General features: G+C 75.6%; 14 protein-coding genes. 8 read left to right on the top strand and 6 right to left on the bottom strand.

Going from position 1 to position 21,144, the window contains the following annotated elements; all coding sequences use genetic code 11:
• The first annotated feature begins 34 nt into the window (after positions 1-34).
• Positions 35-778 carry an SOS response-associated peptidase gene (locus tag ACIP37_RS32665; RefSeq protein WP_400807945.1) on the top strand — a complete coding sequence of 248 codons (744 nt, stop codon included), beginning with the start codon at positions 35-37 and terminating at the stop codon, positions 776-778.
• A gap of 13 nt (positions 779-791) precedes the next feature.
• Here ACIP37_RS32665 and ACIP37_RS32670 read toward each other — a convergent pair whose 3' ends face one another.
• Positions 792-1,352, bottom strand: a complete 561-nt coding sequence (locus ACIP37_RS32670) for a putative glycolipid-binding domain-containing protein (protein WP_363586356.1) — start codon at positions 1,350-1,352, stop codon at positions 792-794.
• A 136-nt stretch (positions 1,353-1,488) separates the two neighbouring features.
• Here ACIP37_RS32670 and fxsT point away from each other — a divergent pair, with 136 nt between their 5' ends.
• The 3 genes from fxsT to ACIP37_RS32685 are packed head-to-tail and all read left to right on the top strand — an operon-like array spanning position 1,489 to position 10,461.
• Positions 1,489-8,175: an FxSxx-COOH system tetratricopeptide repeat protein gene (gene fxsT, locus ACIP37_RS32675; protein ID WP_400844986.1), complete on the top strand. Its 6,687-nt coding sequence runs from the start codon at positions 1,489-1,491 to the stop codon at positions 8,173-8,175.
• Between the two features lie 4 nt (positions 8,176-8,179).
• Positions 8,180-9,436: a CHAT domain-containing protein gene (locus ACIP37_RS32680; RefSeq protein WP_363586354.1), complete on the top strand. Its 1,257-nt coding sequence runs from the start codon at positions 8,180-8,182 to the stop codon at positions 9,434-9,436.
• On the top strand, positions 9,433-10,461 hold the full coding sequence (locus ACIP37_RS32685; RefSeq protein WP_363586353.1) for a hypothetical protein: 1,029 nt from the start codon (positions 9,433-9,435) through the stop codon (positions 10,459-10,461). The genes ACIP37_RS32680 and ACIP37_RS32685 overlap by 4 nt, the downstream gene beginning before the upstream one ends.
• A 75-nt stretch (positions 10,462-10,536) precedes the next feature.
• Here ACIP37_RS32685 and ACIP37_RS32690 read toward each other — a convergent pair whose 3' ends face one another.
• On the bottom strand, positions 10,537-11,775 hold the full coding sequence (locus ACIP37_RS32690; protein ID WP_400844990.1) for a styrene monooxygenase/indole monooxygenase family protein: 1,239 nt from the start codon (positions 11,773-11,775) through the stop codon (positions 10,537-10,539).
• A gap of 288 nt (positions 11,776-12,063) precedes the next feature.
• Here ACIP37_RS32690 and ACIP37_RS32695 point away from each other — a divergent pair, with 288 nt between their 5' ends.
• Positions 12,064-12,423 (top strand): zinc ribbon domain-containing protein YjdM, encoded by a 360-nt coding sequence (locus ACIP37_RS32695; RefSeq protein ID WP_363586351.1) that lies wholly within the window; start codon positions 12,064-12,066, stop codon positions 12,421-12,423.
• 74 nt (positions 12,424-12,497) lie between these two features.
• Here ACIP37_RS32695 and ACIP37_RS32700 read toward each other — a convergent pair whose 3' ends face one another.
• Positions 12,498-13,058 carry a helix-turn-helix domain-containing protein gene (locus ACIP37_RS32700; protein ID WP_400844994.1) on the bottom strand — a complete coding sequence of 187 codons (561 nt, stop codon included), beginning with the start codon at positions 13,056-13,058 and terminating at the stop codon, positions 12,498-12,500.
• A 93-nt stretch (positions 13,059-13,151) separates the two neighbouring features.
• On the opposite strand from ACIP37_RS32700, the gene ACIP37_RS32705 reads away from it, so the two are divergent.
• A complete protein-coding gene (locus ACIP37_RS32705; protein WP_363589553.1) occupies positions 13,152-13,994 on the top strand; it encodes an alpha/beta hydrolase in 843 nt (280 codons plus the stop codon).
• 76 nt (positions 13,995-14,070) lie between these two features.
• Here ACIP37_RS32705 and lanL read toward each other — a convergent pair whose 3' ends face one another.
• The 3 genes from lanL to ACIP37_RS32720 form a co-directional block, all read right to left on the bottom strand.
• Entirely contained in the window at positions 14,071-16,614 is a 2,544-nt protein-coding gene (gene lanL, locus ACIP37_RS32710) for a class IV lanthionine synthetase LanL (RefSeq protein WP_400844997.1), read from the bottom strand.
• 38 nt (positions 16,615-16,652) lie between these two features.
• Entirely contained in the window at positions 16,653-16,820 is a 168-nt protein-coding gene (locus ACIP37_RS32715; protein ID WP_363589549.1) for an SflA family class IV lanthipeptide, read from the bottom strand.
• A gap of 223 nt (positions 16,821-17,043) precedes the next feature.
• Positions 17,044-17,706, bottom strand: a complete 663-nt coding sequence (locus ACIP37_RS32720; protein ID WP_363589547.1) for a pyridoxamine 5'-phosphate oxidase family protein — start codon at positions 17,704-17,706, stop codon at positions 17,044-17,046.
• 461 nt (positions 17,707-18,167) lie between these two features.
• Between ACIP37_RS32720 and ACIP37_RS32725 the strand changes: the two genes are divergently transcribed.
• Both ACIP37_RS32725 and ACIP37_RS32730 read left to right on the top strand, forming a co-directional pair.
• Positions 18,168-19,586 (top strand): family 2B encapsulin nanocompartment shell protein, encoded by a 1,419-nt coding sequence (locus ACIP37_RS32725; RefSeq protein ID WP_363633677.1) that lies wholly within the window; start codon positions 18,168-18,170, stop codon positions 19,584-19,586.
• A complete protein-coding gene (locus ACIP37_RS32730; protein ID WP_400845000.1) occupies positions 19,573-21,021 on the top strand; it encodes a SufS family cysteine desulfurase in 1,449 nt (482 codons plus the stop codon). Before ACIP37_RS32725 ends, ACIP37_RS32730 begins: the two co-directional genes overlap by 14 nt.
• Positions 21,022-21,144 lie beyond the last annotated feature (123 nt).

The raw sequence follows: 21,144 nt of genomic DNA on the forward strand, positions 1-21,144 counted from the left end.
CGAATCGTCCGCCGCTGGTGGCAGGGTGGGGAGCATGTGCGGTCGTTTCGTCTCCACCACCACGCCCCAGGACCTCGTCGCCCTGCTCGGCGAACTGCGCTGGGATCCGGCCGAGTCGTTCGCGCCGAGCTGGAACGTGGCGCCCACCGACCCGGTGCCCGCCGTCCTGGAACGCGTCGACCGGGAGAGCGGCGAGCTGCTGCGGCAGCTGCGCCCGCTGCGCTGGGGCCTGGTGCCGTCCTGGTCCAAGGATCCCTCCGGCGGCGCCCGCATGATCAACGCCCGCTCGGAGACCGTCCACCTCAAGCCCGCCTTCCGCAAGGCCTTCACCACCCGGCGCTGCGTCATCCCCGCCGACGGCTACTTCGAGTGGCGCGAGGTGCCCGCCGCCGCCGGCCGGAAGAAGTACAAGCAGCCGTACTTCCTCAGCACCGGCTCGGTCATGCTGATGGCCGGCCTGTACGAGTTCTGGCGCGACCACACCCGGCCCGAGGACGACCCGGTGGCCTGGCTCGCCACCGCCACCGTCATCACCACCGACGCCACCGACAGCGCCGGGCGCGTCCACGACCGGATGCCGCTCACCATCGCCCCCGCCGACCTGTCCGCCTGGCTCGCCCCCGATCTCACGGACTCCGACGAACTCCACCACCTGCTGCGCCGCCCCGCCGACGGCGCCCTGCGGGTGCGGGCCGTCTCCCCCGCCGTCAACAGCGTCCGCGCCAACGGGCCGGAACTGCTCGACCCCGCCCCGGACCCGCTGGGACTGGCGGACTGACGCCGCCCGGCCGTCAGGCGATCCGGCCGGCCAGCCCGGGGTAGTCGAGGACCAGGCCGTCCCGGTCCAGCACGAGGTCGCTGCGGAAGTCCCCGGAGGCGTAGCGGACGGTGGCCCGCCCGCCGTCCAGGCCGAGGTGGGTGTAGGTCTGACGGGAGGGGTGCACCGTCAGGTCGGGCACCCGGATCCACGCCATCAGGAAGTGCCGCTCGCCCGGGCCCCGGTGGAGGCCGTGGCGCAGCACCGGCGGGGTGTTGGTCACCGGGGAGAGCCCGAGGTCGCAGTCCAGCGCGCCGGCCAGGTCGGGCCGTTCCACGCCGTCGACGCTCCAGCGGCCGCCGTCCTGACGCAGTTCCAGCTCGCGGACGCCGTCGGCGGTCTCGGCCCGGACCCGCATCCACCGGGTGACGAAGCCCTCGCCGGTCTCCAGTTCGTACGTCAGCCAGTACGGCGCGGGCCGCGCGGCGGCGACCCGGCCGCGGGCGTGCAGGGCGGCGGCGCCGAGCTCGATCCAGGACGTCTCCAGGCCGCCCGTCTCGGCGACCTGCCAGGTGGGAACGGTGTGCGTGATCATCCGCGTACGCTACCGTCCGGTACCGACAGGCGCGCGCCCCCTCCGGGCGACCGGCGGGATCCGGTGACACGGCGCCCGCCCGCGACTACGGTGGGCGGGCGGAACCGTACGTGGGGGTGAGGGCGCCGAAGTGTTGATGTCCAGGACGACGCATGTCCGGCCCGAGGGCGGCCTGCCCGACCACGAGGCCTTCGACCAGCGGCGCCGCCCGGTCTCGCCCGCCACCGCCGGGAACCCGCACGCCGAGCAGCGGGCGGCCGTACTGCCGCCCGAGGCGGCGCGGGCCGCGCTGACCGTCGAGGCGAGCGCCCCCGCTCCCAACCTGCCGCCCCGCGCCGCGGACCGACTCGTGGGCCGCGACGGCGCGTTGCGGGCGATCGCCGAGGCGCTGTCGGACGGCGACGGCAGCGGGCTGGTCACCCAGGCCACCACGCTGCACGGCCTCGGCGGGGTCGGCAAGACCACCGTCGCGCTGCACTACGCCTACGCCGAGGCCGCGCACTACCGGCTGATCTGGTGGATCACCGCCGAGTCCGAGGAGCAGCTCGCCGAGGCCTTCGCCGACCTCGCCGTCCACCTCCACCCCACCTGGGCCCTCACCGCCCCGCCCGGCCAGCAGGTCGAGTGGGCGCTCGCCTGGCTGCGCGCCCACGACCGCTGGCTGCTCGTCTACGACAACGCCGAGGACCCGGTCCACCTCACCCCCTATCTCGGCCGGCTGCTCGGCTGCGGCCACCAGTTGGTCACCAGCCGCCGCGCCGGCGGCTGGCACCCCGGCATCCGCCCGGTACGGATCGACGTCCTCGACGCCCCCGAGGCCACCCGGCTGCTCTGCGGCGCCGCCCACCCCGGGGCGCGGGCCGAACAGGCCGAGGTGCTCGCCCTCGCCGACGAACTCGGCCACCTCCCGCTCGCCCTCGCCCAGGCCGGCGCCTACGTGCAGCAGACCGGCACCACCTTCGCCGCCTACCGCGAGCTGCTGCGCACCAGCGGCCCGGCCCGCCCTGACGCCGGCTCCGACTCCGACTCCGGTACTGGCTCCGGCGCGGTGGCCACCGTCTCCCGGCTCTGGCACACCACCCTGCGCGCCGTCCAGGCCACCGCCCCGTTCGCCGTCGAGCTGCTGCGCACGCTCGCCTGGTACGCCCCCGAGGCACTGCCGCGCGAAGCCCTGACGCCCTTCGGCGCGCGCCGCCCGGCCGAGGTCGACTCCGCGCTGCGGCTGCTCGCCGACTACAACCTGATCACCCTCGGCGAGACCGTCACCGTGCACCGCCTGCTCCAGGGCGTGCTGCGCCGTTCCGACGGAGCCCGCCTGCTGCGCCGGCGCGCCGAACAGCAGCTCGCCGAGGCCTCCGCCCGGCTCTGGCCGACCGCCGGGCCCCGGCTGCGCCGGGCGCTGCTACCGCACATCCGCGAGCTGGCCGCCGGCGGCCCGTCCGATCACCCCACCCCGCAGACCGTCGCGCTGTACCGGCTGGCCGCCGGCGAGCTGACCGACCGGGCCCAGCGGGTGTTCGCCATCCCGCTGGTCACCGCGATGGCCGACGGCCAGACCCGCCTGCTGGGCTCCGACCACCCCGACACCCTGGCCACCCGGGGCCGGCTCGCCGAACTCCACACCCGGGCCGGCGACCCGGCCCGCGCCGTCGCGCTCTGCCGGGCGGTGGTGGCCGACCGCACCCGCCGCCAGGGCCACGACCACCCGGCCACCCTCGCCGACCGCAGCACCCTCGCCCACGCCTACCGCAAGGCGGGTGAACACCGGTGCGCCGTCGAGGAGTTCCGCGCGGTGGTAGCCGACCGGGCCCGGGTGCTCGGCGCCGACAGCCGGGAGACCCTCACCAGCCGCGCGGGCCTGGCCTACGCCCTCCAGGTGGCCGGTCAGCACCAGGCGGCGGTGGCGGAGTTCGAGCGGCTACTGGCCGACGCCGGCCGGGTCCTGGACGACCCCGACCACCCGGACATCCTGGCCCACCGCAACGGGCTCGCGTACGCCCAACTCACCGCCGGTCAGCACCGGTTGGCCATCACCCTGTACGAGCAGGCGGTGGCCGACCGGGCCCGGGTGCTCGGCGCCGACCACCCCGACACCCTCACCAGCCGCGACTGGCTCGCGGCCGCCCACGTCGTCGCGGGAGACCACCGGGCCGCGGTCGCCGGGTACGAGGCGCTGGTCGCCGACCACGTCCGGGTCCAGGGGCCGGACCACCCGCAGACCCTCTTCGCGCGCGGCCGGCTGGCGACGGCCCACTGCGAGGCCGGGCACCCGGCCTCGGCGGTCACCCGGTTCACCGATCTGGTCGGCGACTACACCCGCGTCCTCGGGCCCGACCACCCCCACACGCTGGACGCGCGCAGCGGTCTCGCCCACGCCCACCGCGAGGCGGGCCAGCTCCGGACGGCGGTGGACGAACACCGGGCGCTGGTCCGCGACCGCGCCCGCGCCCAGGGGCCGGACCACCCCGGCACGCTGGAGGAGCGCAGCGACCTCGCCTACGCGCTGCGCGTCGCGGGCCGGACCGGCCGTGAACTGGCCGAGTTCGAGGACCTGGTGGCCCACCGCGCCCGCGTCCAGGGCCCGGACCACCCGGACACCCTGGACGAACGGTCCAACCTCACCCGCACCCTGCTGCTGGCCGGGCGCCCCCGCGCGGCGCTCGCCGAATGCCAGCGGCTCCTCGCCGACCGCGAGCGGGTCCACGGCCCCGACCACTACGAGACCTTCGAGGCTCGACTGAGCCTGGCCCGGGCCTTCGGCGACGCCGGCGACCACCGACACGCGGCGGAGCTGTGCGACCGACTCGTCGCCGACCGGCTGCGGGTGCTCGGCGCCGACCACCCCGCCGTCCTCCACACCCGCGGCTGGCAGACCTGGCTGCACGGCGCGGCGGAGCACCACCGGCGGGCCGTGGAACTGCGCGAACGGCTGGTGGCCGACTACGACCGGGTCCACGGCCCCGACCACCCGCAGACCCTCAACGCCCGCACCGGCCTGGCCTACGCCCTCCAGAGCGCGGGACGGATCCGGGAGGCGCTCGTCGAGCGCGAACGGGTGCTGGCCGACCTGACCCTGGTGCTCGGCGCCGGGCATCCCACCACCCTCAGCGCCCGCCTCCAGCTGGCGCGGACCCACGACGAGAGCGGCGACCACCCGCGCGCCGTGGAGCTGTACGCGGAACTGGTCGCCGACTGCGTCCGGCTGTACGGCGAGGAGCACCCCCGCACCCTCAGCACCCGGTGGTGGCTCGCCTCCGCGCACGGGGACGCCGGGGAGCACCGGCACGCGGCGGAACTGTACGAAGCACTGGCAGCCGACCGCGCCCGGCTCCAGGGCCCCGACCACCCGGAGACGCTCAACACCCGCCGGTGGCACGCCGACAGCTGCCGGGAGGCGGGCGACCACCGGCGGGCCGTCACGCTGTCCGAAACCCTGGTGGCCGACCAAGCCCGCGTCCACGGACCGGAACACCCCGACACCCTGGGCGCCCGTCTGGTGCTGGCGCAGGCGCTCACCGCCGCCGGCCGGCACCGCCGGGCGCTGGAGCTCCACCAGGAGCTCGTCGCGGACCGGGCCCGGATCCAGGGCCCCGACCACCCGGACACCCTCAATGCCCGCTGGTGGCTGGCACACGACTGCCAGCGGGCCGGCGAGCACCGCCGCGCGGTGGAGCTGTACGACGCACTGGCGGCCGATCGCGGCCGGATCCTGGGCGCCGACCACCCCCAGACCCTCACCGCCCGCTGGTGGCAGGCGAACGGTCACCAGCGGGCCGGCCACCACCACCGTGCGGTGGAGCTGTTCGACGCGCTGGTGGCCGACGACACCCGGATCCGCGGTGCCGACCACCCCGAGACGCTGGCCACGCGCGCCGGACTGGCCTGGGCCACCTCCTCCGCGAACGACCACCGCCGTGCCATCGCCCGCTACGAGGCCCTGGCCGCCGACCGCACCCGGATCCACGGCGCCGACCACCCGCTGGCCCTGGACGCCCGCGGCTCCCTGGCCTGGGCGCACGCCGAGGCGGGCGACCACCGCCGCGCCGCGGAGCTGCACTCCGCGCTGGTGGCCGACCGCACCCGGCTCCAGGGCCCCGACCACCCCGACACCCTCGGCACCCGGCGCTCGCAGGCGGCGGGCCACCACGAGGTCGGCGAACTCGACCGCGCCCTGGAGCTGTACGAGGCACTGGTCGCAGACCTGGCCCGGGTCCTGGGCGCCGACCACCCCACCACCCTGGACACCCGGCTCGGCCTGGCCCAGGCCTGCCGCGAGGCGGCCGAGCACGACCGCTCGGTGGACCTGTTCCGGGCCCTGGTCGCCGACTACGAGCGGGCGCTCGGACCGGACCACCCCGACACCCTCGACGCGCGGCTCGGCCTCGCGCGGTCGGTGGTGGCGGCGGGCGACCACCCCGCCGCCGCCGAGCTGTACACGGCGCTGCTGGCCGACCAGGAGCGGGCGCAGGGCCCGGACCACCCGGACACGCTCACCACCCGGTGGTGGCAGGCCGCCGCCCACCGCGACGCGGACGACCAGCGCCGCGCGGCCGAGGCCTTCGGCGCCGTCGCCGCCGACCGGGCCCGGGTGCTCGGCCCGGACCACCCCGACACCCTCAACACCCGCTGGTGGCAGGCCTCCTCGTACCGCGCGGGCTACGACCTCCAACGCGCGCTCGACCTGGCCGTGCCCCTGGTCGCCGACACCGAGCGGGTGCTCGGGCCCGACCACCCCGACGCCCTCGGCGCCCGGTTCCTGCTGGCCTGGACGTACCGGTCGGGCGGCGACCACCGCCCCGCGACGGAACTCGACGAGGCGCTGCTGCGGGACCGGATCCGGCTCCAGGGCCCGGACCACCCCGACACCCTCGCCTGTCGCGGCAGCCTCGCCCAGGACCGCCGGCTCGCGGGCCTCCTGCACCAGGCCGAGGCCGAACGGGAGGCGCTGGCCGCCGACCGTGCGCGCATCCACGGCCCCGACCACCCGGACACCCTCCTCCAGCTCTCCCAACTCGCCGAGGCCGTCCTCGCCACCGGCGAACTCGACCGCGCCACAGCCCTGTTCACCGAGCTGATCGCCCACCGGACCCGGGTCCAGGGCGCGGACCACCCGGACACCCTCGGCGAGCGCTCCGGCCTCGCCTCCGTCCACGCCTGCGCCGGCCGGCAGCGGCAGGAGATCGTCGAACGGCTGATGCTGCTCGCCGACCACGAGCGCGTACACGGCCAGGACCACCCCGACACCCTCACCGCGTGCACCGACCTCGCCCACGCCCACCGCCGCCGCTGGGAGCACGACCGCGCCGACGCGCTCTACCGCGCCCGCGCCCTGCTGGCCGACCGCACCCGGATCCTCGGTGCCGAACACCCCGGCGCCCCGGACACCATCGATGCCCTCGACTCCCTCGACTCCCTCGACGACCGGGACAGCATCGCGCTCAACCTCGTCGAGGCCGGCCGGTACGCGGAGGGCGCCGACTGCTACCGGGAGGCGCTGGCCGCCGCCGAATCGGCCCTCGGCCCGGAGCACCTGCTCGCCCACGCCGTACGGTACGGCCTCGCCCAGGCGCTGCTGCTCGCCGGGGACCACGCCGGCGCGATCGCCGAACTGTCGCCCCTGACGGCGGACTGGACCAGACCCGCCGGCCCCGCCCTGCCCGGCCTCGTCCGGTCCGGGTGCGTCCTCGCCGTCGCCCGCCACCTCAACGGGGAGCACGAGGCGGCGGTGCACCTGGCCGCCACCCTCGCCGCCTGTGCGGACGACGCCCTCGGCAGCACCGACGACGCCACCCTCGCCGCCCGCGAGGCCCACGCGCTGCTGCTGGCCTGCGGCCCGCGGCCGCTGCGCGCCGTCGTCCGGCTGGAGGAACTCGCCGAGGAGTGCGCCGCGAGCCACGGCCCGCGCAACTCCCTCACCCTGAGCATCCGCCAGAGCCTCGCCCACGCGCGGCTGCGGGCCGGCGACGCCGTCGGGGCGGTGCGGGTGTACGAGGGCATCGTCGCCGACCGGCTCCCGGCCGGGACACTGCTGACCGGACACCGGCACGCCGACGACGTCGCCGTCAGCCTCGGTACCCTGCGCCCCGGGCTGCTCCCGGTGTTCCCCACCCTGGCCGTCGGCCTGGCCGCCGCGCTCGCCGCGAGCGGGCGCCGGGACGCCGCCCGGGACCTGCTGGTGGCCGTCCACACCGCGCGCCGGACCCTGATGGGCCCCGGCCATCCGCTGGCAGTGGAGAGCCGGACGGCCCTGGCCCGACTCGACGGCGGCGCAGCGGAGTCGCCGGCCCCACTTGACGACGGCGGGCCGGAGTCGCTGCCGGCCGCACCCGTCCGCGCGGAGCTCGGGCCGGAACCGTCCGAGCCGGCCGCACTGATCCGGTGCTCGCGCGGGGAGCGGCGCCGCTCCCCGGCGCCCGCGGTACCGAGGACGGCCTGGCGGCCCCGGCTCACCCTGCTCGACGAGCCGGCGGTGGGGGCCGCCGTGCGGCTGGAGCTGCGGTTGGAACCCGAGGTGCCGCAGGCCGACCCCGGCGAGCTGCCGGGCCTGCGCCTGGTGGCCGTCGCCGCCTCGGACGCCGTGCTCGATCCACCCGTCGCCGACTACAGCCCGGCCGGGGAGCCCGCCCGCTTCGCGCTGACCCCGTCCGTGCCGGGGCCGCACACCGTCCGGATCACCGTCTACGACCGGGGGCACGGCTCCGTGCTCCAGGACCTGTCCACCGTCGTCGACGTCCCGCACGTCCCGCGCGTCCCCCAAGTCGGCCAAGTCGGCCAAGTCCCCACCGTCACCGACGTCACCCACATCGCCCAGGACGAGGAGTAATCGCGTGGCCCGGGACCTCCTCGTCGAGATCCGTCAGAACCCCTCCGCCGACTTCACCCGGCTCCCCCGGCAACAGGCTCCGGACGCCCCGCAGGCCAAGGAGCCGGCCCCGCTGGACCTCGTGGTCTCGCTGCGCCGCCACCGCGACGACCTGCTCGTCTCCGCCTTCCGGCCCGGCGAGCGCACGCCCTGGTCCCGCCCCCACCGCGCGGAGCTGAAGGTGTCCGCCCCCGCCCTGCTCGCCCGGGCCTCCCGGCTGCGGACCATCTGGCGCGACCGCCTGGTCCAGTACGACCCGGAGCCGATCGGCGGCTACCCCTTCGCCCAGGCCGTCGACTTCAACCGGCTGGCCGGCGTCGCCGAGCGGCAGGTCGCCGAACTGGCCGAGGAGGGACGGTACTTCCTGGAGGTGATGCTCGACGGGCCGGACCGCGAACTCACCGTCTTCCGCGACTACCTCACCCGGACGCTCACCGAGAGCGGCTCGCTGCGGATCAGCTTCGACTCCGACCTCCACCTGCCCTGGCCGATGCTCGCCGTCGACGGCGGCCACGCCGACCCGTGGGCGGACTTCCTCGGCCACCGCCACCAGGTCGAGCAGACCGGCGCCGGCTACCCGCCGATCCAGCCGCCGTACCCGGCCCGCGCCAGGCCCGTCACCAGCCTCAACACCGACGACCAGCTCACCGACGTCGGCCGGGCCCCCGAGGTCCGCAAACTGCTGGAGGACCGCTCCCAGCTGACCGTGCGCACCGAGTCCGAACCGCTACTCAAGGCGCTGTCCTCCGCCGTGCTGGACGAGGACGTCATGTACTTCTGGTGCCACGGCCAGTTCGTCGCCGGCGACTCCCCGTACGAGCAGCTCGCCGTCCGGCTCTCCGACGACCGCCAGATCGACGCCGACCTGGTGCGCCGCCACCGCCGCCGGCACGCCGAGGCGCCGGACGCCATGTTCCGGCCGTTCGTGCTGCTGAACGCCTGCCACACCGGGCAGTCCACGGCCGCCGAACTGGAGCACCTCGGCCGGGCGCTGGTCGACCTCGGCGCCAACGGCGTGCTCGGCCCGCAGATCGAGATCCCGCAGGTCTTCGCCGCCGAGTACGCCTTCGCCTTCCTCGACCTCTACCTGACCGGGGAGTCCACGGCGGGCGAGATCACCCAGCAGTTGGTCCGGTGGTTCGCCCGCGAGTACCGCAACCCGCTGGCGCTCACCTACTCCCTGCACTGCGGCCTCGACAGCATCCTGGAGCTGACCCCGTGACGGCGCCCACGCCCATCGCCACCGCCACCGTCGACCTGGACGAGGAGGGCCGGCTGCTCGTCCCCGGCACCCGCACGCCGGTGCCCGAGGCCCGGATCGCCCAACACCTCGCCCGGCACCTGCGCATCCCCCCGCGGGCGACCGACGTCTACGTCTACGTCCACGGTTGGCAGACCAGCCCCGCCGCCGCCGACCGCTCGGCCGCCGCCCTGCTCACCGAGGCCGCCGCCCTGCACCGGTCCGCGCCGACCGCCTACCCCGGGCTGACCAGGGGGTTCCGCCCGTGGTGCGTGGTGGTGCGCTGGCCGTCCTCCAGCTTGCCGTCGCCGGCCGGCTACCGCCGGATCCGGGCCCGGGCGCACGCCATGAGCGCCCAGGGGCAGGCCGGGCGCGTCCTGGGCCACCTGCTCGGCTACCTGGACGCCGACCGCGGCGACCCGGCCGCGCCCCGCGTCCTGGCCAACCGCAACGGCCAGTACCTGCACCTGGTCGGCCACTCCTTCGGCGGCCGTTTCCTCTGCGAGGCCGTCCAGTACGCGGCCGACCGGCCCGCCGGGCCACCGGTGCTGGGCTGGAGCCGGCCGGGCGACCCCACCCGGCCGTTCACCGTCGACAGCGCGCTGATCTTCCAGATGGCCGCGCCCCGCGACGCCTTCACCCACCTCTTCCCCCGGCTGTTCCTCGGCCCCGGCCGGCCCGGCGCCCCGCTGCGCGGCCCGCTGGTGCTCACCCACTCCCGCTGGGACCGCGCCACCGGCTTCTGGCACCTGCGCGCCGAGGGCCGCCCGGGCATCGGCCACTCCGGCACCGGCGTCGCCCCCGTCCCCCAGTTCAGCACCCGGCTGCGCCCGACCGCCTCCCCGTACCCGCACGCCGAGTTGGACCACCCGATCGTCAACATCGACGCCGCCCGGGTCTACCGCGGCGGCCTGGCCACCCGCCTCAACCCGGCGGGCGCCCACTCCGACTTCCACCACCCCGAATCCGCCCACCTGCTGCTCAGCCTCGCCGCCCACTCACGCTGACCGGACGGGCCCGTCGTCCCGCTCGGGTGCCCCGACCGATCCACGCCAGCCGCCGCGCGGGTCAGTCCGCGCCGGTCAGTCCTGCGGGGTGAACGACTCCAGGTAGGCGGCCGCCTTCGCGGGGTCGAGGAACCACTGCTCCAGGTCGGCCGGGTCGTTGAAGGCGTTGGCGAACCGGTCGGCGACGGGCGGGAGTTGACCGGCGGCGCCGAGCAGGTGCAGGACGTGCTCGGGCGGCGGCGCGAGCATCGCGTTGCTCCAGACGGTGCTGGGGCGCACGGTCTGCCAGAAGCGGTCGAAGGCGGCCCGCATGAAGTCGCGGTCGAACGGCTTGTCGCCGTGCGCGAGGATCGCGTCGAGGTAGCCGGCCGCGCACCGGGCGGCGTTGTTGGAGCCCTGGCCGGTGATCGGGTCGTTGAGGACGACGACGTCCGCGACGCCCAGCGCCGATCCGCCGCCGGGCAGTTCGCCGACCGGGTGGCGGACGACGGGGGTGAAGCGCCCGGCGAGGGTGGCGCCGGCGTCGGTGAGTTCGATTCCGGCCCGGGCGCGGTCATACTCCCAAGGAGTGAAGGCCTTCATCAGGCCGAGCGTCACCCGCAGGTGTTCGGCCGGGTCGCGGACCCCGTCGAAGGCGTCCGCCGGGCCGCCCGGGGCGGCCTCCCAGAGCAGGATGTCGCACGGGCCGGCCGCGGTCAGCGCCGGCATGACGAACAGTTCGCCGACGCCGGGCACCACGTTGCAGCGGACGGCGGGGAAGTCGTGCTCGGGGCGCGGGCCGAGCCCGTACACGTAGCTGGCGGCCAGCGCGCGCTGCGGCCGGTCGTAGCGGGAGCGCTCGTGGTCGCGCTCGAACATCGCGGCCAGGTCGCCCTTTCCGGCCGCGACCAGGACCAGGTCGTAGGAGCCGGAGAGGTGTTCGAGGTCGCCGACGGTCACCGGGCGGACCACGACCCGGCCGCCGCGCCCGGCGAAGGTCTCCAGCCAGGCGGGCATCTTCAGCCGCTGGTCGACGGACTGCGCGGGCGCGTCCAGGCGCCCGACCCAGTCGATCACCCGCGCGGACTCCGGCCCGGCGACGGAGACTCCGACGCCCTCGATCCGGGGTGCGGTGTCCGCCCAGAGGTCCAGGCCGAGGTCGCGTTCGGTCCGCAGCGCGGCGTCGAACATGCACTGGGTGGACAGCACCCGGCCGCTCCGGACCGCGTCCGCGTCGCGGTCGGTCATCACCGTCACGTCGTAGCCGTGGGCCTGGAGCCCCAGGGCCAGTTGGAGGCCGGCCTGCCCCGCGCCGACGATCAGAACTCTGCGCATCGTCTCCGCTTTCCTGGTTGTACGTCCTGGCCCGGCCTCAACACCCGTCCGTCCGTGGGCTGGTGAGCCCGCGGGGGGAGGTGGGCACCGGTCGGCCGCCAGTCGCGCTGCCAGTGGCCTGGATACCAGTCATCGGGCACCCGCGTCCACGGCCCGCGCGCGCCCGGCCGGGAACGTCACCGTCCGCGGTCGGACGCGGTCGAACAAGCGATTTGAAAAATTCTTCAACTTCATACATGCTGGCGAGCCGCCGACCCCCGGCCCGACCCGAGAGGACAGCCCGCGCGCATGAGCGACCACCTCCCCCCGTGCCCGTCGTGCTCCAGCGAGTACACCTATGAGATGAACGCCCTCATGGTCTGCCCGGAGTGCGGCCACGAGTGGATGCCCGCGGCAGGCGGCGCCGCCGAACCGGCCGGCCCGGGCGAGCGGGTGATCCGGGACGCGGTCGGCAACGTGCTCAGCGACGGCGACACCGTGACCGTCGTCAAGGCGCTCAAGGTCAAGGGCAGCGTCTCCGGCATCAAGGCGGGCACCAAGGTCCGCAACATCCGTCTGGTCGGCGGCGTCGACGGCCACGACATCGACTGCCGGATCGAGGGGTTCGGCGCGATGCAGCTCAAGTCGAGCGTGGTCAAGAAGGCCTGACCGGGCCCGCGCCCGGCGCGAAACGGCGGCGGCCCGTACGAGCAGGTGCTCGTACGGGCCGCCGCCGTTTCGTGTTACTCCATCGGGGACGGGCCGGCGGCCGGCGGCGCGGCGGGGAAGAGGATCGGGCTGAGCAGGTACGGCTCCCGGCCCGGCCCCGGCCCGTTCGCCAGCCGGGGCTCCAGGACGGCACGCAACTCGCCGCTGAACTCGGCGAGTTCCGCCGGGTCGAGCCAGAACGTGCCCTGCCGGTAGGCCACTCCCCGGGCGGCCGGGTCGGCGTCCTCGCGGTCGAGGTAGGCGTTGAACTCGGCGATCAGGACGGCCATCGCGGCGGCGAAGCCCCGGCGGTGGTCCTCCCGCGTCATCGTGGCGGCCACGGCGGCGTCCACGACCGGACGGTCCTCGCGCAGCCGGTAGTGCCGCTCGACGGCGCCGCGCACCCGGCGCTCCTCGGCGACCTCCAGGAAGCCGGCCTCGGCGAGCAGCGCGACGTGCCGGTACACCGTCACCTTCGACACGCCGGACAGCCGCTCGCACAGCTGCGACGTGGTGAGCACCTGCCCGCCGGCGAGAGCGTGCACCACACGCAGGCGCACCGGGTGGAGGAGGAGGTCTACCGCGTCGAGGTCCATTGCCCCACGATTTCACAGTCGCTATCTTTATCAAAGATGAAAACAGTGCGCCCGGGAGACGACCCGGGTGCCGGTTCCCAGGGGGGAAGCACCATGCGCCAGACGAACGGGCGGGCCATCACCGTCAACGGGCGATCGCTCTACGTCGAGGAGTCCGGACACGGCACGGACGTCGTGCTCTTCGAATCGGGCCAGGGCCTCGGCCGCGTCTCCTGGGACCCGGTCCTGCCGCTGCTCGCGGACCGTGCCCGGCTGGTCGCCTACGACCGCGCCGGCTTCGGCCGCAGCGCCCGCACCGACGCCCCCCTCGACCTCGACGACTTGGCGGCCGACCTGGTCGCCCTCGCCGAGGCCGTCGCCCCCGGCCGGTTCGTCCTGGTCGCCCACAGCATGGGCGGCCTGGTCGCCCGCCTCGCGTACCAGCGCCTCGCGCCCCGGCTGCGCGGCATCCTGATGGTCGACACCACACCGGAGACCGCGCCCGCCTTCGACACCATCGACCAGATCGCCCGCCGCGTCGACCGCACGCTCGCCATCGGCCAACCCCTGGTCCGCAGCCGCCTGGTGGCCCGTCTGCTCAGCGGCACCGCCCGCCGGGTCTTCCCCACCGACACCTACGAGACCATGCTCGCCGAGGACTTCGTCCCGGCCGGCCTCGCCCAGACCCGCCGCGAGTTCCGCGCCGTCGCGGCCGCCGTCCCCCGGCTGCGCGCCGAACCCCCGGCACCCCCCGTCTGCCCGACCGTCCTGCTGTCCGCCGACCGTCCCCGCCGAGGCGGCGAACGCACCCACCCCGCCCTCCAGGAACACCAGCGCCGCTGGACCGAAACCCTCCCCGACGGCCGCTACGAGACCGTCGCCGCCGGCCACTTCATCCAGGGCGAGCGGCCCGACGTGGTCGCCGCCCGGATCCGCGAACTCCTCGACCGCGGCTGAGCGGTGGGCCACCGGGCCTCGGTCGACCGGCCGCAGAACGTCCGCCCGTCCGACCCGATCGCCGACCTCGGCCGGTTCACGCCAGCGGCAGCAGTCCGGGCACCGGGCCGCCGCGACGGGACAGCCGGCGCAGGAACGTCAGCACTCCGGGTGTCCCGACCGCCCAGGCGCGGGACTCTGCGGTCGGGTCGCCGCCGGGGAAGACCGGGCGGCCCGCCGGCCCGCCGGCGCGGGTGAGGAGCAGGGCTGCCAGCTGCTCCGCCGCGTGCCAGTGGCGGGAGTCGCCGGTGGCCGCGGCGAGGTCCACGAGGAGGTCGCCGACTCCGGCCAGGCCGCAGCAGCGGACCACCAGGGCGGTGCGCGGGGCGAGCGTCCGGCAGGTGTCGGCCGCGTCGGCGGCCAGGGCGAGGAGGGTGTCGTCGCCGTACCGGATTCCGGCCTGGACGAGGACCGTGCCGAGGCCTGCCAGGCCCCGGCACCAGGAGAGGTAGCGGCGGGTCGCCCCGGGCCGCAGGGCGGCCGCGCTGAGGCGGGGAAGGTCGGCGGCGAGTCCGTCGACGATGCGGCGGGCGGTCCGGCGGGACGCCTCGTCGGGCCGGGCGAGGAGGAAGTGGGCGATGCCCGCGCGGCCGTGCGCGAAACCCTCGGCGAGGGCGGCGGTGCCGGGGTTGGGCTCCTCGCCGGGATCGTCGAGGGGCCGGGCGGTCAGTGCCGTGGCGCACGCGCCGGCCGCCGCGAGGTGCCGGCCGGTGTCCCGGCCGAGGGCGGCGAGCAGCAGGTGGGCGGTGCCGAGCCCGGCCGCCCCGGCGATCTGGTCGGCCCCGGCGGGCTCGTGGTGGCGGTGGTCCGAGGACTTCGTACCGGGCGGCTCCGTACCGAGGGTGGCGGCGGCCCGGGCGAGGAACAGGTCGGCGCCCGCCCGGCCCTGGTAGAGCGAGCCGTCGAGGCGGTCGAGCGCCGGGTGGCCGGCCGTCCAGTCGGCCAGGGCCGTGGCGGCGGCCCGGGCGTCGGGGCGGTCCGCGTGCTCCAGCAGTTCGAGGCCGAGGCCGGCGGCCCCGTCGTAGAGCGACAGCAGGGTGCGGGGTTCGGCGGCGCGCGGGTCGGTGGCGACCAGCTCGCGGGCCATCCGCACGCAGGTGCCGACGGTGTGGTCGACGGCCTCGCCGAGCGGGGCCCGCCGCGGCCCGGCCGAGCGCCGTGCCGGGGGTCGGCCGAGCGGCCTCCCGCCCCGCAGGCCGGCGGCGGCGGCCGAGCGCCGGTCCCCGTCCGGGCTCACCAGGCCCGCGACCAGGGCCACCGCGGAATCCGCCGAGTCCGAAGGGCCGGGGAGGGCCGCGCGCAGACAGGCCAGGGTGCGGTCACGGTTGGTCGCCGGGTCGGGGTCGATCACCACCGGGTCGAGGCCGGTGAGGGCGTGGTGCAGCGTGGTGCCCAGCGCGTAGTAGTCCTCGGTGGGGTCGGTCCCGGTGGCGCCGGGCAGCCCGTAGCCCGCCGTGGCCCCGGGCGGTCGGGCGCCGTCGAGGGCGCTGACGCCGAAGTCGACCATCGAGCAGCGGCCGGCGGCGCCGAGCACCACGTTCGCGGGTTTCAGGTCGCAGACCACCACGCCGCGCGCGTGCACCGCGTCCAGGGTCCGCAGCAGTCCGCGCGCCAGGTCCCACCAGTCGCGCCCGCCGGTGCCCGGCCCGGGGTCGTACGGGCCCGCGGCGAGGACGTCGCGCCGCAGGTCGCGCGGCCCGCACGCGCCGCTGACCAGGTACTCGTCGGCGCCGTGCCGGAAGTAGTCGACCAGCACCGGTACCCCGGGCACCCCGGCCAGGGCGGTGAGCACCCGGCGTTCGTGCCGGAGCCGGCCGCGCGCGTCGGTGCCCGCGCCGTCCTCGCCGACGTGGGCACGGGCCTGTTTGACCACCACCTCGCGCCCGGTGGCGAGTTCGACCGCGCGGTAGACGTGGCCGTTCGGCGAGCGGGTGATCCCTGCGGTGATCCGGTACCGGCCCTCGCCGACCCGGGTGGTCGGCGGCCGGGCGGCGGCCGCGACGGGCGTGAACGGGTCGCTCGCCCAGGGCGGTTGGCGGTAGCGGGCTTCGGCCAGGCCGGGGAAGACCGACCCGTCCGGGCCGGTCATGCCGTAGTCGGCGCCGTCGTCCGTGACCCGGAACAGTCCGTAGCGGTAGTAGACCGGCGCGTCCGGCCGGAGCCGGCGGTCGCTCACCACCCGGGGCCCGGCCCAGCCGGCCAGCGCCCGGGCCAACTCCGTTCCCAGCGCGACGAGGTCCGCCTCGTCCGGGTAGACCGTGACGGCCTTGCCCACGGCCGCGGGGCCGCGCAGCCCGCTGTTGAGCTCCCGCAGCACGGCCGCGCCCGCCGCGAACTTCGCGTCGCAGGTGCGGCGCAGCAGGATCGGGACCACCGCGTCCAGTAGCTGCGGGAGTTGGCCCTGCCGGGCGGACAGGTGGAGCTTCCAGCCGTGGGCGCGCGCCGGCATCCGCGGGTCCTGGAGGTACCACCACTGCCCGTCGGTGTGCAGCGGGCGGCGCGGGCCGGGCGCGGCGGCCGCCAGGTCGGCGACCCGGCGGCGCAGTGCCTCGGCGGAGCCGGGGTCGGGTGGTGTGGTCATCGCTCCGCCCCTCCCCCGGTCCGCTTCCTCGGTACGGGTCAGCAGTCCACGGCGCACTCGAAGCGCGTCGGAACGTAGGTGACCCACGGGTCGGCGAGACACGCGACCGGGGCGAGGTCCGCGTCGTGCTCGTCCTCGAAGACGATGGCGTCCTCGTCGATGTCCAGCAGGCCTGCGTCGCGGATCTCGGTCACCACTGCGCTCATGGGTGGTTCCTCCCTTGGGGGTTGGACCTGCTCTCCTGGATCACGCCGGGCGCGCGGGACACCTGGGCACGCTGATGCGACGTGACCCGCAAGAGGGGGCCTGGGCCGGTGTTCCTTGCGGTTGGCGCCTCATGCTAGCCACGCCGACCGGTCCGCGACAGGGGTTCGACACCGCCAACTCGGCCGCTCAGCACCGCGATTCCCGGCGACCGGAACGAACCGTTCAGTCGCTCACCAGGCGGCGGCCGGTGATCTCGTCCGGGCTGATCCGGATCCAGCAGGTCCGGTCGCCGCCGGCCCAGGGGATGGCGCCGGGGAGGCCGGCCAGGTGGTGCAGGACGGCGGGGTCGTGCACGTGGTGGGCGGTGCCGAGGAGGAGGACGCTCCAGCCCCGGCCGAGGTATTCGTCGATGTGGTCGATCTGGAAGGAGAGCGAGGTGCCCTCGGCCGGGGCGCCTCGCTCGGTGGTGCGGTAGGCGATGGCGGCGTCGTCGACGACGTAGTTGACGGGGACGACGACCGGGCCCGGCTGGAGCGGCAGGGCGATGCGGCCGACGCCGTGGGTGCCGATCAGCTCCCAGCACTCGGGTTCGGTCAGGCCGAACAGCCGCGGGTGCGGGCCGGGGCCGCCCTGGCCGGGCGGGGCGTCGGCACGGCCTTCGAGCAGTTCGCCGCGGCTGAGGCCGAGTGCGGCGGCGATCCGGACGAAGCCGCCGGGATCGAAGGCCGGTCCGGCTTCGAGTAGGTAGCGGAGGTAGCGGGGGGCCATGGCCGCCTGGTGGGCGAGGTCGTCCTCGCTGAGGCCGAGTTGTTCGCGCCGCTCGGCGATCCGGCCGGCCACGGCGGCGGGTTCGGCCCGGTCGACGGCGTCAGGGGTGTCGTTCACGGTGGTGGCTCCTCGGCTTGCCGGCGGGTGCCCGGGGTCGTGTCCCGGGGTCGTGTCCCGGGGTCGTGTCCGGGCGGTGACCAGGCCGGATCCATCCAAGCGCCCGGCGTGCGCCAAGTCGAGGAACGGCGGGGCGCCGTGCGTGTCGGCCCCGGCCGGGATGTTCGACGCGGGCCGGGACCGGTGGCGGGCCGAGGGCACGGGCCCCGACCCGGCCAGCTCCAAGATCAACTTTCGAACATCTCACATCTGCTTATAGATAAATTCATACGATCGGGTGAGTTTGGCGACGGTGCACACCCGATGGTTTGCACCGGTCCTCACGGCCCCTCATCGAACACGCTCACGCCCCCTCGGTGCGGCCGGAACAATCGTCGCGGCGGGTCGGCCGAGGCCGAATCCCCGCCTCCGCAACGAACTTGACGCCAACTCAGTTCTCCCGACCAGAACAGGGGCCAGCCATGACGACCGAGACCGTCCAGCAGAGTCAGCAGAGCAGGCAGAGTCTCAGCACCTCAGCCGCCAGGAACCTGGCCACCACCACCAAGACCGCGCCGCAGATGCTCGGGATCACCCCCCGCTACCTGCTGCGCGCCCTGCCCTGGGTGGACCTGGAGGCCGGGGTCTACCGGGTCAACCGCCGCCGGGGCTTCATCCTCGGCGACGGGCAGATCAGCACCTACGTCAACGGCGACGGCGCCTCCCGGGTGATCGCCGAGGACCTGCGCGAGCTGCCCTTCCTCAGCCAGGTGGACAGCCCGCTGCTCACCGCCCTCGCCAACGGCTTCGTCGAGCGCGAGGTGGCGCCCGGCGAGCTGATCGTCGACGCCGGTGCCCCCGCCGAGCAGCTGCACCTCATCGCGTTCGGGCGAGCCGAGCAGCGCGCCACCGGGGAGTACGGTTCGGACGCCCTGATCGCCGTCCTCGGCGACGGCGACTTCTTCGACGCCACCGCCTGGGTCGACGGCACCCCGATGCCCTACCGGGTCAAGGCGGTCAGCGCGTGTACCGTGCTCTCCCTCGACCGCCGGATGCTCGTCGAACTCGCCGACCGTGAGCCGTCGTTGCGCGCTCAGCTGGACGCCTTCGGTAACGACCGCCGGGAGCCCGCCGACCGCGAGCACCCGATCGACCTCACCTCGGGCCACTCCGGCGAGCCGTACCTGCCGGAGACCTTCGTGGACTACGAAGAGGCCCCCCGCGAGTACGAGTTGAGCATCGCGCAAACCGTCCTCAAGGTGCACACCCGGGTCGCGGACGTCTACAACTCCTCGATCGACCAGGTCCAGGCCCAGCTGCGGCTGACCACCGAGGCGCTGCGCGAGCGCCAGGAGTGGGAGATGCTCAACCACCCCGAGTACGGGCTGCTCAACAGCGTCGTGCCCAACCAGCGCGTGCGCACCCGCAAGGGCGCGCCGACCCCGGACGACATGGACGAGCTGCTGGCCCGGGTCTGGAAGCAGCCGGCGTTCTTCCTCGCCCACCCGCGGGCGATCGCCGCGTTCGGGCGCGAGTGCACCCGGCGCGGGGTGCCACCGCAGATCGTGGAACTCTTCGGCAGTCCGTTCCTGACCTGGCGCGGCGTCCCGCTGCTGCCCTCCGACAAGCTCGACCTGAAGGGCTCGGCCACCTCGGCGCCCGGCACCACGAACATCCTGCTGATGCGGGTCGGCGAGGACCGTCAGGGCGTGGTGGGCCTGCGCCCGTCGAAGGTCCCGGACGAGGTGGAGCCGGGCCTCTCGGTGCGGGCGATGGGCGTGGACCGGCAGGCCATCACCTCGTACCTGGTCACCAGCTACTTCTCGGCCGCCGCGCTGGTGGACGACGCCATCGCGGTGCTCCAGAACGTCGAGGTGTCGAACTACCATGACTACTCCTGACGGATTCGGGCGCGGTACCGGGGTCACCGGAGTGGGTCGACCGCCGCTCGACACCGGCTCCTCGACGGGCCCGGGAAGCGGCCTGGTACCCGGCCCGGTCCCGCTGCCCGCAGCGCTCGCCCACGCGGCGGGCGGTCCGCGGTACTGGCTGCCGCAGCAGCCGGACCAGGCGGCCCGGGCCGACCCCGCCACCCCGCCCTCCGCACCGCCGGGCGGGTTCGACGTCGAGGCCGTCCGGCGGGACTTCCCCCAGCTGCACCGGGAGGTGAACGGCCACCCGCTGGTCTGGCTCGACAACGGGGCCACCACCCTCAAGCCGCGCCAGGTGGCCGAGGCGGTCGCCGAGCACTACTCGATGGGCACCTCCAACGTCCACCGCGGTGCACACACCCTCGCCAAGCAGGCGACCCAGGTCTACGAGGAGGGCCGCGAGGAGGCCGCCAAGCTGCTCGGCACCCAGGACGCCGGCGAGATCGTCTTCGTCCGGGGCACCACCGAGGCCGTCAACCTGGTGGCACAGTCCTGGGGCCGCGCCAACCTCGGCGTGGGCGACGAGATCCTGGTCTCGGCGGCCGAGCACCACTCCAACCTGGTGCCCTGGCAGCTGATCGCCAAGGAGCGCCGGGCCCGGATCCGGCCGATCCCGCTGCTCCCCGACGGGCAGCTCGACCAGGACGCCTACCGGGACCTGCTCGGGTCGCGGACGAAGCTCGTCGCGCTCACCCACGCCTCGAACGTGCTGGGAACGGTCCCGCCGGTGGCCGAGATGACCGCGCTGGCGCACCGGTACGGCGCCAAGGTCCTGGTGGACGGCGCACAGGCGGTGAGCCACTTCCCGGTGGACGTCACCGCGCTGGACGCCGACTTCTACGCCTTCTCGGGGCACAAGATCTTCGCCCCGACCGGCATCGGCGTGCTCTTCGGCAAGCGCGAGCTGCTGGAGGCCATGCCCCCGTGGCAGGGCGGCGGCAACATGATCGACTCGGTGGGTTTCGAGGAGACCTCCTACGCGCCCGTACCGCACCGGCTGGAGGCGGGCACCGGCCACATCGGCGGGGTGGCCGGCCTGCGGGCGGCGCTGCGGTACCTGGCCGGGCTGGACCGCCAGGCCGCCACCGCGTACGAGGAACAGCTCACCGCGTACGCCATGGGCGCGCTGGCGACCGTCCCCGGGCTGCGCCTGATCGGCGACGCGCCGGAGAAGATCGGGGTGCTGACCTTCCTGCTCGCCGGCACCGACCCGATGGCCCTGGCCGGGGCGCTCGACCAGCAAGGCATCGCGGTGCGCGCCGGGCACCACTGCGCGCAGCCGGCGCTCGCCGCCTTCGGCCTGCAGAGCGCGGTGCGGGCCTCGCTGGCCCTGTACAACACCGTGCAGGACGTCGACGCCCTGGTGTCCGCCCTCCAGGGCGTCCAGGCGGCCTCGGCGGGGTAGGCCGGGGCGGCGGGGGGGGGGGGGGGGGGGGGGGGGGGGGGGGGGCCCCCCCCCCCCCCCCCCCCCCCCCCCCCCCCGCCCCCCCCCCCGCGCCCGGCCCCCCCCCCGCCCCCCCCCCCCCCC

Source organism: Kitasatospora sp. NPDC088861, assembly GCF_044750105.1.
GTDB lineage: Bacteria > Actinomycetota > Actinomycetes > Streptomycetales > Streptomycetaceae > Kitasatospora.

Excerpts from the sequence above, each read along its gene's own strand:
- fxsT (WP_400844986.1), top strand. The coding sequence starts at position 1,489 with ATGTCCAGGACGACGCATGTCCGGCCCGAGGGCGGCCTGCCCGACCAC.
- ACIP37_RS32730 (WP_400845000.1), top strand. The coding sequence starts at position 19,573 with ATGACTACTCCTGACGGATTCGGGCGCGGTACCGGGGTCACCGGAGTG.
- ACIP37_RS32665 (WP_400807945.1), top strand. The coding sequence starts at position 35 with ATGTGCGGTCGTTTCGTCTCCACCACCACGCCCCAGGACCTCGTCGCC.
- ACIP37_RS32690 (WP_400844990.1), bottom strand. The coding sequence starts at position 11,775 with ATGCGCAGAGTTCTGATCGTCGGCGCGGGGCAGGCCGGCCTCCAACTG.
- ACIP37_RS32700 (WP_400844994.1), bottom strand. The coding sequence starts at position 13,058 with ATGGACCTCGACGCGGTAGACCTCCTCCTCCACCCGGTGCGCCTGCGT.
- lanL (WP_400844997.1), bottom strand. The coding sequence starts at position 16,614 with ATGACCACACCACCCGACCCCGGCTCCGCCGAGGCACTGCGCCGCCGG.
- ACIP37_RS32695 (WP_363586351.1), top strand. The coding sequence starts at position 12,064 with ATGAGCGACCACCTCCCCCCGTGCCCGTCGTGCTCCAGCGAGTACACC.
- ACIP37_RS32715 (WP_363589549.1), bottom strand. The coding sequence starts at position 16,820 with ATGAGCGCAGTGGTGACCGAGATCCGCGACGCAGGCCTGCTGGACATC.
- ACIP37_RS32705 (WP_363589553.1), top strand. The coding sequence starts at position 13,152 with ATGCGCCAGACGAACGGGCGGGCCATCACCGTCAACGGGCGATCGCTC.
- ACIP37_RS32670 (WP_363586356.1), bottom strand. The coding sequence starts at position 1,352 with ATGATCACGCACACCGTTCCCACCTGGCAGGTCGCCGAGACGGGCGGC.
- ACIP37_RS32725 (WP_363633677.1), top strand. The coding sequence starts at position 18,168 with ATGACGACCGAGACCGTCCAGCAGAGTCAGCAGAGCAGGCAGAGTCTC.